9 protein-coding genes and 1 pseudogene are annotated in these 13,038 nt (G+C 72.4%); 4 read left to right on the forward strand and 6 right to left on the reverse strand.

The window, feature by feature from the left end; translation table 11 throughout:
- Positions 1-335 precede the first annotated feature (335 nt).
- The 5 genes from AAFN69_RS08875 to AAFN69_RS08895 form a co-directional block, all read right to left on the reverse strand.
- On the reverse strand, positions 336-1,130 hold the full coding sequence (locus tag AAFN69_RS08875) for a hypothetical protein (RefSeq protein WP_347727795.1): 795 nt from the start codon (positions 1,128-1,130) through the stop codon (positions 336-338).
- Positions 1,127-1,711 (reverse strand): SigE family RNA polymerase sigma factor, encoded by a 585-nt coding sequence (locus tag AAFN69_RS08880; protein ID WP_347727796.1) that lies wholly within the window; start codon positions 1,709-1,711, stop codon positions 1,127-1,129. Before AAFN69_RS08880 ends, AAFN69_RS08875 begins: the two co-directional genes overlap by 4 nt.
- 222 nt (positions 1,712-1,933) lie before the next feature.
- Positions 1,934-2,731 (reverse strand): sugar phosphate isomerase/epimerase family protein, encoded by a 798-nt coding sequence (locus AAFN69_RS08885; RefSeq protein WP_347727797.1) that lies wholly within the window; start codon positions 2,729-2,731, stop codon positions 1,934-1,936.
- A gap of 41 nt (positions 2,732-2,772) precedes the next feature.
- Entirely contained in the window at positions 2,773-3,954 is a 1,182-nt protein-coding gene (locus AAFN69_RS08890) for a dihydrodipicolinate synthase family protein (protein ID WP_347727798.1), read from the reverse strand.
- Entirely contained in the window at positions 3,951-5,096 is a 1,146-nt protein-coding gene (locus tag AAFN69_RS08895) for a Gfo/Idh/MocA family oxidoreductase (RefSeq protein WP_347728092.1), read from the reverse strand. The genes AAFN69_RS08890 and AAFN69_RS08895 overlap by 4 nt, the downstream gene beginning before the upstream one ends.
- Before the next feature lie 226 nt (positions 5,097-5,322).
- Between AAFN69_RS08895 and AAFN69_RS08900 the strand changes: the two genes are divergently transcribed.
- On the forward strand, positions 5,323-6,390 hold the full coding sequence (locus tag AAFN69_RS08900) for a LacI family DNA-binding transcriptional regulator (protein ID WP_347727799.1): 1,068 nt from the start codon (positions 5,323-5,325) through the stop codon (positions 6,388-6,390).
- Positions 6,391-7,617: 1,227 nt separating this feature from the next.
- On the forward strand, positions 7,618-8,406 hold the full coding sequence (locus tag AAFN69_RS08905) for a sugar phosphate isomerase/epimerase family protein (protein WP_347727800.1): 789 nt from the start codon (positions 7,618-7,620) through the stop codon (positions 8,404-8,406).
- Here the strand turns inward: AAFN69_RS08905 and AAFN69_RS08910 are convergent.
- Positions 8,291-9,238, reverse strand: a pseudogene (locus tag AAFN69_RS08910) (EamA family transporter); the annotation flags it as partial. The gene AAFN69_RS08905 and the pseudogene AAFN69_RS08910 sit on opposite strands and share 116 nt — an antisense overlap.
- Before the next feature lie 89 nt (positions 9,239-9,327).
- On the opposite strand from AAFN69_RS08910, the gene AAFN69_RS08915 reads away from it, so the two are divergent.
- Both AAFN69_RS08915 and AAFN69_RS08920 read left to right on the forward strand, forming a co-directional pair.
- Entirely contained in the window at positions 9,328-10,263 is a 936-nt protein-coding gene (locus AAFN69_RS08915; protein WP_347727801.1) for a LysR family transcriptional regulator, read from the forward strand.
- Positions 10,264-11,143: 880 nt separating this feature from the next.
- Complete coding sequence (locus AAFN69_RS08920) at positions 11,144-12,970, forward strand: glycoside hydrolase family 3 protein (protein WP_347727802.1); 1,827 nt, start codon at positions 11,144-11,146, stop codon at positions 12,968-12,970.
- The last annotated feature ends 68 nt before the right edge of the window (positions 12,971-13,038 follow it).

A 13,038-nucleotide genomic window follows, 5' to 3' on the forward strand; every position in this document is an offset into this window, starting at 1 on the left:
GCGTGCGGCCTGTGGACAACTCCCGCGAGCGGGTTGTCCACAGGCCCGCCGCAGCCCTTGGGCCCGCCGGAATCAGAGGAGGCCCGGCCGTACGGCCGGGCCTCTTCATCCCCCCGTCAGGGCTCCCTGATCCCCCCGGATCCTCCCCCTGGACACATCCCCCCGGGAACCTTGACGCCAGATACGACCCGCCCGGCCCGGAAAGGGTTGTACGGCGGACGCCTTCTTTTTCGGCCTCTTCCGGCGGGCTCTTTCGGCCTCTTCCAGCGGGCTCTTCGGGCGGGCCCTCCCGGCGTCGGCGGGAGCACGGCGGCGCCCGGCCGGCCGCGCGGGTCTCAGATGTCCGACCAGTACCAGTCGGGCGCCCGGTCCGGGGCCGCCTCCGGGCCCCCCGAGGGGTCGAACCAGCCCTTGGCCAGCACCTTCCCATCCGACGCGTATGCCGTGACCGCATACCCGTCCGCCAGCGCCCCGGGCCCGACAAAGGCGTAGTAAACCCCCCAGAGCTGGCCCGGGAGCCGCAGCGCGCCCGTCCGGTGTTCCCTTCCGTCCCGGGTCCGCACCACCAGCCGCGCGGGCGGCCGGGCGGTGCGGAAGGCGGCGCGGACAAGGCCGAGTTCCGCGCTGTATCCGCCGGTCACACCGGTGAGGCCGGGGCTGCCCGAGGCCACCGAGCGCTCCCAGTCGATCTCCTTCGCCGAAGCCCCCTGCCCGGCGGCGAAGGTGCCCCTCCCCTCCGGGGCCAGGACCATGCAGACCCCCCGGCCGAGGTCGACCGTCTCGTACGCCTGCACCACCCGGACCCGCCCGGCGCCGATCACGGGCGGGCCGGGGGACGGCACCACCGGGGTCACGGTGACGGCCTCCACGGTGGTCGGGCCGGCCCGCTGGAGCTGGGGGACGGCGGCGTATCCGAGCACCGTGAGCGCCGCCACCGCCAGTGCGCCCGCCGTCACGGCGGTACGGCGGCGGCGCGCGGCCCGGCCCCGGCTCAGCACCCGGGCGACGGGGGCCGAACCAATCGGCTCGGCGTCGGCGACTTCGCGGAGCAGGGACCGCAGGGCGGTACAGATCCTGCCGTCCTGCCCCGCAGTGTCCTCGTGGCCGCCGGAACGGCAGTCGCGGCTCATGAGCGGGCCGCCTTCCTCGGGGCCCGCGGCCCCGCGGGGATCCGGGCGCGCTCCGCCGGGGCCGGGCCGGCGGAGTCGGCGGCACCGGTCCGATCGGTCACCCCCGGATGTTCACGGAGCTTGCGCAGAGCACGCGCCGCATGGCTGCGGACGGTGCCCACCCGCGTACCCAGCAAGGTCGCCACCTCCGATTCACTGCGGTCCTCCAGATAACGCAGCACGATCACCGCCCGCTGACGCGCCGGGAGCCGGTGCAGGGCCGCCATCAGCTCGCCTCGGTCGGCGATGCGGTCCGTGCGGTCCGGGGCAGCGGACTCGGGGAACCGCGCGGTGAGCCACTCGCGGGCGCGATTGCGCCGGAGCCGGTCCGTATTGGTGTTGATCATGATCCGCCAGACATAGGCGTCCGGGTCGTCCGCGCGCACCACCCGCTCCCACTTCGCGTACGCGGTGGCGAGCGCCGACTGAACCAGGTCCTCCGCGTCGTGGTGATGTCCGGTCAGCAGACGCGCGGTTCTCAGCATGCGCGGCCAGCGGCTGACCACGAACGCCTGGAACTCCGCCTCCGCGCTCGACTTCACGTCAGGGTCCTCCGTCGGGGGGCCGCTGTTCATTCGTGGGTGAATGGGTGGTGAGTGCGCCGGGCCGGCCTCCCCTCGAGACCGCCGGAGCCGGTCCTCGCCCGGTCCGGGACCTCCCGCGCCCGGACGCGTTCACCCAACAGACGGGACAGGAACCCGATCTCTATGTCAACGCGACGAATCTTTTTCGGACCACCACGAGCTGATCAGTGAAGCCGCAGGTCAGAGCAGGTGCTTGGTAAAACGGGCCACGGTGTCCGCCAAGACCTCCGCCCCGTCCTCGGCCCACAGGCCGTCATGGAAAATCTCCACCTCGATGGGGCCGAGGTAGCCGGCCGTGTCCACCAGCTCCCGCCACCCGCGCAGATCGATCGCCCCGTCACCGAGCCGGCCGCGACCATGGAGCACCCCCGCCGGAAGTGGCGTGATCCAGTCGGCGACCTGGAAGCCGTGGATCCGCCCGGCCGCGCCCGCGCGCATCACCGCGCCCGGGGCGGTGTCGTCCCACCACACGTGGTACGTGTCCACCACCACGCCCACCCGTGACGGCGGGAACCGCTCCGCGATCTCCAGCGCCTGCGCCAGGGTGGAGACCACACACCGGTCCGCCGCGTACATCGGGTGCAGCGGTTCGACGGCCAGCCGTACGCCGCGCTCGGCCGCGTACGGGACGAGCTCCGCCAGCGCGTCCGCGATCCGCTCCCGCGCGCCGGACAGATCGCGGCTGTGCGCCGGCAGCCCGCCCGACACCAGCACCAGGGTCTCGGTGCCCAGGGCCGCCGCCTCGTCGATGGCCGCGCGGTTGTCGTCGAGTGCGGCGGCCCGCGCCGCCGGGTCGATCGCGGTGAGGAAACCGCCGCGGCACAGACTCGTCACCGTGAGCCCGGCGGCACGGACGAGCCGCGCCGCGGCCTCCAGGCCATGGGCCCGGACCGGCTCGCGCCACAGACCCACCCCGGTGACCCCGAGGCCGGCGCAGGCCGTGAAGAGCTCGGGCAGGGAGAGCTGTCGCACCGTCATCTGGTTGATGCTCAAGCGGCCGAGCGGCCCCGCCCGGCCCGTCACGCCTCCGCTCCGTACACCCTCAGCAGGGCCGCCATCCGCGCCTCGGCCAGCACGGGATCCGGGAACAGGCCCAGACCGTCGGCGAGTTCATACGCCCGCGCGAGATGCGGCAGCGACCGCGCCGACTGGAGGCCGCCGACCATGGTGAAGTGCCGCTGATGGCCCGCGAGCCAGGCCAGCAGGACCACGCCCGTCTTGTAGAAGCGGGTCGGGGGTTGGAAGAGATGCCGGGCGAGCGGCACCGTCGGATCCAGCGCCGCGCGGAACCGGGCGGCACCGGAGGTCCGTACGCCATCGGTGTCCAGCATCCGCGCCGCGTCCGCCGCCAGCGGGGCCAGCGGGTCGAAGACACCCAGCAGGGCATGGCTGAAACCGTATTCGTCGCCGGCGATCAGCTCCGGGTAGTGGAAGTCGTCACCCGTGTAGCAGCGCACTCCCGGCGGGAGCCGGCGCCGCAGGGCGATCTCCCGTCCGGCGTCGAGGAGCGAGACCTTCACCCCGTCCACCCTGCCCGGATGCGCGGCGACGAGCTCCAGCAGGGTCTCCGTGGCGGCGTCGGTGTCGGTGCTTCCCCAGTAGCCGCCGAGCGCCGGATCGAACATCGGGCCGAGCCAGTGCAGGATGACCGGTTCGCGCGCCTGGCGCAGAAGTTCGCCGTAAACCGAGTGATAGTCCTCCGGGGTGCGGGCCGAGGCGGCGAGCGCGCGGGAGGCCATCAGGATGATCCGGGCACCCGAATCCTCGACGAGCGCGCACTGCTCCTCGTACGCCGCGCGGATCACGGCCGGCGTGCGCCCGTGCACGCCGGGGGGCAACTGGTCGGTGCCCGCGCCGCAGGCGATCACACCACCGACCGCTCGCGCCTCGGCCGCCGACCGGCGGATCAGCTCCGCCGCCGCGTCCCACCCCAGGCCCATGCCGCGCTGGGCGGTGTCCATCGCCTCCGCCACTCCCAGACCGTGCGACCAGAGATGGCGGCGGAAGGCGAGGGTGGCGTCCCAGTCGACGGCCCCCGCACCGCTGTCGGGGTGTGGATCCGCGTACGGGTCGGCGACGACATGCGCGGCGGCGAGGACCGTGCGCGCGGCCGGCGGTCCGGTGCCGGCGGGGACGAACGGGTCCGCGCGCGGGATGTGCGTACGCCACCGGCCGTCCGCGTCCGGCAGCCGCAGGCTCACAGCTCCAGCTCCGGCACGTCCAGCCGGCGCCCCTCGGCCGACGACCGCATCCCGAGCTCGGCGAGTTGCACACCGCGCGCGCCCGCCGCGAGATCCCAGCGGTAGGGCTCGCCGAGGGCCACATGGCGCAGGAACAGCTCCCACTGTGCCCGGAATCCATTGGCGAACTCCGCGTTGTCCGGCACCTCCTGCCACTGGTCGCGGAAGGATTCCGGAGCGGGGAGGTCCGGATTCCAGACCGGCTTGGGCGTGGCGGCCCGGTGCTGGATCCGGCAGCGGCGGAGCCCGGCGACCGCCGAGCCATGGGTGCCGTCGACCTGGAACTCCACCAGTTCGTCCCGCATCACCCGGACCGACCAGGAGGAATTGATCTGGGCGACGATTCCGCCGTCGAGCTGGAAGAGGGCGTACGCGGCGTCGTCGGCGGTCGCGGCGTACGGGGCGCCCCGCTCGTCCCAGCGGCGCGGGACATGGGTGGTGATGTGCGCCCAGACGCTGAGCACCCGGCCGAACAGCTCATGCAGGACATACTCCCAGTGCGGGAACATATCGGTGGTGATGCCTCCGCCGTCCTCGGCCCGGTAATTCCACGAGGGCCGCTGCGGGCGCTGCCAGTCGCCCTCGAAGACCCAGTAGCCGAACTCCCCGCGCACCGAGAGGATTTCGCCGAAGAAACCTCCCTCCACCAGGCGTTTCAGCTTCAGCAGCCCCGGCAGGAAGAGCTTGTCCTGGACCACGCCGTGCCGGACCCCGGCCGCCCGGGCGAGTCGGGCCAGCCGCAGGGCCGCGTCCAGATCACCGGCGACGGGCTTCTCCAGATAGACATGCTTGCCCGCGGCGATGGCGTGCTCGGCGGCCCCGGCCCGGGCCGAGGTGATCTGGGCGTCGAAGTAGATCTCCACCGCCCGCTCCCCGCCGGCGGCGAGCACCGCGCCGAGATCGGTCGACCAGTCGGTGAGACCGTGGCGCTCGGCGATGGCGCGCAGCGCGTCCTCGCGGCGGCCGACGAGCACGGGTTCCGGCCACAGGATCTCGCCGTTGCCGAGGTCGAGACCGCCCTCCTCCCGGATGGCGAGCAGTGAGCGCACCAGATGCTGGCGGTACCCCATCCGGCCGGTGACGCCGTTCATGGCGATGCGCATGGTCCGGACCGGCCGTGTGGTCACGAGGCTGCCTCCGCGGTTGTCGGCCATGGCTCTCGGGGCGCCGGCGGACCGGCGGACTCGGCCCGGTTGGCGTGTTCCGGACTATGTTTTTACGACTGTGTTACCCCGGCACAGCGGTAGCAAGCGCTTTCTACGGGGTATGACGCTAGCCTGCCGGCAGGTGCCGGACAAGAGCCATGGCCCATCCCCGCGGAGGAACCCCATGACCGTCACCCTCGCGGATGTCGCGGCGCGCGCCCAGGTGTCCCCGGCGACCGTCTCGCGCGTCCTCAACGGCAATTATCCGGTCGCGGCGGTGACCCGGGAGCGGGTGCTGCGCGCCGTCGACGAGCTCGACTACGTCCTGAACGGCCCCGCCAGCTCACTCGCCGCCGCGACCTCCGACCTCGTCGGAATCCTCGTCAACGACATCGCCGACCCCTTCTTCGGCATCATCGCCGGGGCGGCGCAGAGCGCGATCAGCGGGCAGGCGGGGGCGGGGCGCTGCGGTGGCGAGAAACTTGCGGTCATCTGCAACACCGGCGGCTCCCCGGAACGCGAGCTCACCTATCTCACCCTGCTCCAGCGGCAGCGGGCCGCGGCGGTACTGCTCACCGGGGGCGCGCTGGAGGACCCGGCGCACATCGCCGCGATGTCCGCGAAGCTGCGCAAGCTGACGGCGGCGGGTACGAAGGTGGTGCTCTGCGGGCGGCCACCGCTGCCCGCGGACACGGCCTTCGCCGCGCTCGCCTTCGACAACCGGGGCGGGGGGCGGCGGCTGACCGAGCATCTGCTGGCCCTCGGCCACCGCCTCATCGGGTACGTGGCCGGGCCGCCCGAGCGCACGACGACGCGGCACCGGCTGGAGGGACACCGGGCGGCACTGGTGGCGGCGGGGATATCCGGGGGCGCGTCCGATCAGGACCGGCTGACGCTGCACGGTTCCTACGCGCGGCGCTGCGGGTACGACGCGACCGCCGAGCTCCTCCGGCGGGAGCCCGCGCTGACGGCGATCGTCGCGGCCAACGACACCGTCGCGCTGGGGGCGTGCGCCGCCCTGCGGGACCACGGGCTCCGCGTCCCGCAGGACGTCTCGGTGGCCGGCTTCGACGACCTCCCGTTCGCGATGGACGTCATGCCGGCGCTGACCACGGTCCGGCTGCCGCTGGTGGAGGCGGGGGCGCGGGCGGGGCGGATGGCGATGGGGCGGGAGGGGGCGCCGCCGGGAGGGATCGCGATGGTCGGCGCGGAGGTGGTGGTGCGGGGGTCGACGGGGGTTCGACGGGGGTGAACATGCCCTCCCGTGGCTCCGCCCCGGACCCGGCTGCCTCCGGCGGGGCCGAATCTTGTGCGCCCCTGCCCGTGGTGCGGGTGCTTTCCCGGGGCTCCGCCCCGGCCCCGGCGCCTCAATCGCCGGCGAGGCTGAATTTTGCTCGCCCTCGTTCGCGGGTGCGGCCGGGTGCGTGGGCGGTGTCGCGTCCTCGCCCGTGTCGTTCGGATTGTCCGGGGTGCGGGTATCTTCCCGGGGCTCCGCCCCGGGCCCGGCGCCTCAAACTCCCCCAGAGCTTCGCCTGGGAGGTACCCCCAGCGAGGCTTGATTTGGCACCGTTGGTCGCTGGTGCGGGCGGGTGTGGGGGCGGTGTCGCGTCCTCGCCCGCGTCGTTCGGGGTCCCGGGGTGCGGGTGCTTTCCCGGGGCTCCGCCCCGGACCCGGCGCCTCAAACGCCGGCGGGGCTTGGTTTTGGTGCTGTTGGTACGGAGCGGGGCGCCTTGTTCCATGGCGGCCCGGGGGTCCTCCGGGCTCGACTCGTTCCATGACGGCCCGGGGGCCCTCCGGGCTCGACTCCTCAGAGCCGGCGGAAACCGGCCCGCTTGTATCGCGCACCCGGGTATAGCCGCCGGCTCTTCCGGGGACGACCCTGCACACCCCCTCCACGAGCATCGCCCGATAAGCGGCCCCCGGCCCGGAACCGCTTGTTTCCGGTGCGGGAGCGCCCGCCCAGAAGCACCCGCCCACTCTGACGCCCATCACCCACCCACCCCCGGATGACGTTCCGGAGCGGGGTTCCCCGCCTTGTGAAACCGACTCGGAACGCACGGACGGACAGAGCACAGTCATCACGCACTGGGGTCACTCGCGGAAAGGGGGACGCGCAGGAGCGGTACTGGGGCGTCAAGCGTGATTTGTGGCGCACAGGAGAGAGACCAAAACAAGGGCGGTACATGCGCCGTAAATCATGCAGCCCCAGTACCGAACCGGAGCGGCACCCAACCCGCACACACAAGAACCCCACCCGAGGAAACAGGCAACCCGCACACCCAAGCCCCGCCGGAGGCAGACGCGCCAACCCCGGGGCCGAGCCCCGGGCCAGCAGAGGGCCAATCGGCGCCGTGAGGGATTTCGCGTGGAATGTGGGGTACCGGGAACTCGTGCCGTGGATCACGGGCCCCCGGCCCGGTCGGTGCTCACCGGATACGGCGGACCTGCCCAGCCAAGCCCCACAGAAAGGAAGCGCGAAATGAAGTTCGCGTTCTCGACACTCGGCGTGCCGGGTATGCCCGTCGCGGAGGTGGCCGCCCTCGCGGCCGACACCGGCTATCAGGGGGTGGAGCTGCGGGCGGCGCCCGATGAGCCGGTGCACACCGGGCTCGGCCAGGCGGACCGGGCATCGGCGGCGGCCGAATTCGCCCGGGCGGGCGTGGAGGTGCTCGCCGTCTGCGGTTACACCGGTGTCGCGGCGGAGGGGGACGACGAGCCGGTGCTCCAGGAGATCGGGGAGCTGCTCTGGCTCGCCCGGGATCTGGGGGCGCCGCACATCCGGGTGTTCCCGGGCGGCGGGGAGCAGGATCCCGCCGTCGCGGCGGCGACGGCGGCCCGCAGGCTGGGCACGGCGGCGGAGACGGCCGCGGGGATCGGGGTGCGGATTCTGCTGGAGACGCATGATTCGCATCCTTCGGGCACCGCGGTCTCGGAGGTGCTGGGTCCGGTCGGCCACCGGTACGCCGGCGCGGTGTGGGATGTGCTGCATCCGTGGCTGCACGGTGAGGATCCGGTCACCTCGTACACCTCGCTCGCTCCCTTCCTGGGTTATGTGCAGCTGAAGGACGTGGCATCGGCGGATGACCTCACTCCGCTGCCGCTCGGCGCCGGGACGCTCCCGCTGGCGAAGTGTCTGGCGGAGCTCAGCCCCGGGACATGGCTGAGCTGGGAGTACGAGAAGCGCTGGAATCCGGCCGCGCCGGAGCTTCCGGCTCTTCTGGTGCCGGGCCGGGAGTACGTGGAGAGCCTGCTCGGGCCAGGGAGGTGAGCGCGACGCCGCCGACGAGCAGGGCCGCGGCGGCCCAGCCGAGGGGGCTGATCGGTTCGCCGAGCAGCAGCGCCGCCGAGGACATCCCGAAGACCGGGACGAGGAGGGTGAAGGGGGCGACGGCGGAGGCGGGGTAGCGCTGGAGGAGGTGGCTCCAGGCGCCGAAGCCGAGGACCGTCGACACCCAGGCGACGAAGAGAACGGCGCCGACGCCGGCCCAGTCCAGTGCGCGCAGGGCGTTCATTCCGGTCTGCGGGCCCTCGAAGAGCAGGGAGAGCCCGAGCAGGGGGAGTACGGGGACGGCACATACCCAGACCATGAAGTTCAGGGCGTCGGCCGGGGCCGCCTTGCGGGTGAGCACATTGGAGACGCCCCAGCCCGCCGCGGCCGCGACGACCAGGGTGAAGCCGAGGAGGGAACCGGATGTGCCCTCGTCGTACGCGGCGACCGCGATGCCGGAGAGGGCGATCGTCATGCCGATGACGCGGATTCCGGACGGGCGTTCGCGCAGGACCGCGGCGGCGAGGAGGGCGGTGAAGACCGCCTGGATCTGGAGGACGAGCGAGGCGAGCCCGGCGGGCATTCCCCGGTCCATGCCGATGAAGAGCAGACCGAACTTGGCGACTCCGAGCGCGAGACCGACTCCGATGATCCACTTCCAGGCGACCTTCGGGCGGCCGACGAGGAAGACCGCGGGCAGTGCGGCGGCCAGGAAGCGCAGGGCGGAGAAGAGCAGGGGCGGGAGACGGTCCAGCCCGAGGTCGATGACGACGAAGTTCACTCCCCAGAGCGCGGCGACGAGTACGGCGAGAGCGATATGGGCGGGGCGCATGGGGATGAGCATCACGCCTCATGACTCTGTAGCACCAGCGAACATTCCTTCATGATGGGATTCAGCTCTGCTGATGAATGGGGTGGGCGATGCTCGATCTGGGGAGGTTGCGGGCGCTGCACGCGGTCTCGGTGCACGGCTCGGTCGCGGCGGCGGCCATGGCCCTGGGGTACACCCCGTCGGCGGTCTCGCAGCAGATCACCAAGCTTGAGCGGGAGACCCGCACCACGCTGCTGGAACGCCGGGGGCGCGGGGTCGCGCTCACCGATGAGGCGCTGCATCTGGTGACGGCCGCGCGGGAGCTGATGGCGATCGTCGAGCAGGCGGAGACCACCCTGGAGGAACGGCGCGGCAGGCCCACCGGACGGCTGACGATCGCCGCCTTCGCGTCGGCCGCGCGCGGGCTGCTCCCGGGCGTGCTGGCCGAGCTGGCCCGGCTCCATCCGGGGCTGGACGCCCGGATCACGGAGGTCGATCCGCATCTCTCGGTCGATCTGGTGGTTCGCGGGATGATCGATCTCGCGGTGGCCCATGACTGGGACATCGCGCCGCTGCCGGCTCCGGACGGGGTCGAGCAGGTGTTCATCGGGGAGGACATCTGCGATCTCCTCGTGCCCCGGGGGCACCCTCTCGCCGAGCGGAGCGGCGAGCGGAACAGGAGCGGCGAGAGCGGGCGCCCGGTGCGGCGGGAGGAGCTGGTCGGGGAGCGCTGGATCTGTCAGCCGCCCGGGACGGTCTGCCATGACTGGCTGGTGCGGACTCTGCGCTCGGCCGGGTCCGAGCCCGATCTGGTGCACCGCGTGGAGGAGAGCCATACCCAGCTCGCGCTGGTCGCGGCCGGGCTGGGGGTCGCGGTGATCCCCCGGCTCGGGCGCGGGACGCTGCCTCCGGGGGTGGTGGCCGTGGAGCTGGATCCGGTGCCGAGGCGCCGGATCCACGCCCTGTGGCGTACGGGGGCGGCGCGGCGGCCGGCGATCACCGCGACGGTGACGGCGCTGCGGGAGCACTACGCCCGGACCGAGTGAGCCCGTCCGGGTCATGCCCCGGGCGGGGCATGACCCCGAACCGCAAACCCCCGGCAGGGCACGCCCCCGAACGGCAACCCCGGGACGGCAGACTCCGGACGGCAGACCCCGGCCACCGCGTACGCGGCCGGGAATCACCGGCGGGCGAGATCGCGGGCAACCCCCGGGCCCTCTTCGCCGTCTAACCGGGCGGCCCCGTCGGGTGGGTTCGCAGGCGGTGTCGGCTTGTGTCGTTCGGTGCGGCCGGCCGGCTCCATCCCCTCTCCAACGCCTGCGATCGGCAGGGCCTCCCGCCACCGGCGCGCTTCCCTCCCGAACGCGCCGGTGGCGGATCCATGTCCGGACCGCGCCCCGGCCCCGGACGTGGATCCGGACGTGGATCCGCCCCGGCCCCGGACGTCGATCCGGACGTCGATCCGCCCCGGCCCCCGGCGTGGATCCACGCCGGCCGCGGACATGGATCCACGCCCCGGGGCCGGCGCGCGGCCCGGTGGCCGGATGCCTCTCCCGTACCCCCCGACCGAACATTCCCGGCCGTTCAAACGAACAATGACGGGCGCCCCCGCAGACCAAACAATGACCCTCGCGAAGAGGATCCGGACAGTTCAGCGGGGTACACAATCCAGCCACGAGCGGCTCTCAAGGCTTCCCCGACGAGGGCGTGAACAGGCCGGATGCGATTGGGGCAGTCAACTTCTCGGCCGAGTTCAAGATGCTTCACCGCAGGTCCGACCCCCTGCCGTACCGGTGAGCTTTCAAAAGGTCTATGCCATTCCCCTTGCCGCAAGCATGATCGGACAGATACTTTCCGGCTGTCCGCGTGCCACTGGCAATTTCCATCAACTCCTGTGACCAGCAAGGCCGGAAGGGGCACCCCCCAATGCATGACAACCACTTGTCCAGAAGAACACTGTTCGCCGCGACCGCGGCAACCGTCGCGGTGGCCGCCACCGCGTCGACGGCCGTCGCGGCCCCCACCGCCGCCGACAACAGCAAGCGCGACAGGAAGCTGAAGAAGCTCATCGCCGGGATGAGCGTGGAGCAGAAGGTCGGCCAGCTCTTCGTCCCGTGGGTGGTGGGAAGTCACGCCACCGAACTGACCCCGGACCAGATCGCGGTCAACCGCCGGAACCTCGGCGTCGACACCCCGGCCGAGGCGGTCCGCAGGTACCACCTCGGCGGCATCATCTACTTCCGCTGGTCGGCCAATATCGTCAACCCGCGCCAGCTCGCCACCTTCTCCAACGGCATCCAGACCGCCGCCGTGTCGCAGAACGGCGTACCGGTGCTGATCTCGGTCGACCAGGAGCACGGCGGCACCACCCGTATCGGCAGGCCCGCCACCCAGCTGCCCGGCGCGATGGCGCTCGGTGCCGGCTACTCGGTCTCCGCCGCCCGCACCGCGGGCAAGGTCGCGGGCACCGAGCTGGCCGCGATGGGCATCCTCCAGAACTTCGCGCCCGTCGCCGATGTCAACGTCAACCCGGCCAACCCCATCATCAATGTGCGGTCCTTCGGTTCCGACCCGCAGGCCGCCGCCAGGATGGTCGCCGCCCAGGTGCAGGGCTACCAGGGAGCCGGGGTGGCCACCTCGGCCAAGCACTTCCCCGGCCACGGCGACACCGGCCAGGACAGCCACACGCATCTCCCGGTGATCACCCACACCCGTGAGGAGTGGGAGCGGATCGACGCCCCGCCCTTCAAGGCCGCCATCGCCGCCGGTGTCGACTCGATCATGACCGCGCACCTCCAGGTGCCGGCGCTGGACCCGAGCAATGACCCGGCCACGCTCTCCCACCCCATCATCACCGGGGTGCTCCGCGAGGAACTGGGCTACGACGGTGTCATCGTCACCGACGCGCTGAACATGGAGGGCGTGCGGATCAAGTACGGCGACGCGCGCATCCCCGTCCTGGCCATCAAGGCGGGCTGTGACCAGCTGCTCTTCCCGTTCGACTTCCCGCTCGCCTACAACTCGGTCGTCGCCGCGGTCAAGGGCGGCGAGCTGACCGAGGCCCGTATCGAGGAATCGGTTCTGCGGATCCTCCGCCTCAAGGAGAAGCTGGGTCTGCTCAAGAACCCGTTCGTCTCGGTCGCCGATGTCGACCGCAAGGTCGGCAACCGCCGGCACCTCCGGACCGCCGACCGGATCGCCGAGGACACCGCGACCCTCATCGTCAACGAGGGCGACCTGCTGCCGCTGAACCGGCGCAAGCAGCGGAAACTCCTGGTCGTGGGCGCGAACCCGCAGTTCCCGACCCAGGACGGCAACACCATCCCGGCGCTCACGGCGGCGCTCACCGAGCAGGACTTCGAGGTCACCTCGGTGGTGGCGGCCCCGCAGGAGGCCCCCACCAGTACGGCCGACCGGGCGGTGGCCGCGGCCGCCGGCAAGGACGCGGTCGTCGTCACCACGCAGAATGTCACCGGCTCCTCCGCGGCCCAGCGGGCCCTGGTGCAAAGGCTGGTGGCGACCGGTGTGCCGGTGGTGCACGTCGCGGTCCAGAACCCGTACGACATCGCCCAGCTCCCGGGGGTCAAGGCATCGCTGGCCACCTACTGCTGGACCGACACCGAGATGCGCGCCACCGCACGGATCATCGCGGGCCGCGCCGAGCCGGGCGGCCGGCTTCCGGTCACCGTCCAGCGGGCGGACAACCCCGCCCAGGAGCTCTACCCGCTCGGCCACGGTCTGAAGTTCGACTGACCCCGTGGTGCTCACCCCGCCGGTGACCGGTTGCCGACCCCGTGAACGCGGACGGGGCGATCGGCCGG

This window comes from Streptomyces sp. CAU 1734 (assembly GCF_039888735.1).
In the GTDB taxonomy this organism is placed as follows: domain Bacteria; phylum Actinomycetota; class Actinomycetes; order Streptomycetales; family Streptomycetaceae; genus Streptomyces.

Bases quoted from the DNA above. Each gene is read 5' to 3' on its own strand.
- AAFN69_RS08875 (WP_347727795.1), bottom strand. From the start codon at position 1,130: ATGAGCCGCGACTGCCGTTCCGGCGGCCACGAGGACACTGCGGGGCAG.
- AAFN69_RS08900 (WP_347727799.1), top strand. From the start codon at position 5,323: ATGACCGTCACCCTCGCGGATGTCGCGGCGCGCGCCCAGGTGTCCCCG.
- AAFN69_RS08885 (WP_347727797.1), bottom strand. From the start codon at position 2,731: ATGACGGTGCGACAGCTCTCCCTGCCCGAGCTCTTCACGGCCTGCGCC.
- AAFN69_RS08915 (WP_347727801.1), top strand. From the start codon at position 9,328: ATGCTCGATCTGGGGAGGTTGCGGGCGCTGCACGCGGTCTCGGTGCAC.
- AAFN69_RS08895 (WP_347728092.1), bottom strand. From the start codon at position 5,096: ATGCGCATCGCCATGAACGGCGTCACCGGCCGGATGGGGTACCGCCAG.
- AAFN69_RS08920 (WP_347727802.1), top strand. From the start codon at position 11,144: ATGCATGACAACCACTTGTCCAGAAGAACACTGTTCGCCGCGACCGCG.
- AAFN69_RS08905 (WP_347727800.1), top strand. From the start codon at position 7,618: ATGAAGTTCGCGTTCTCGACACTCGGCGTGCCGGGTATGCCCGTCGCG.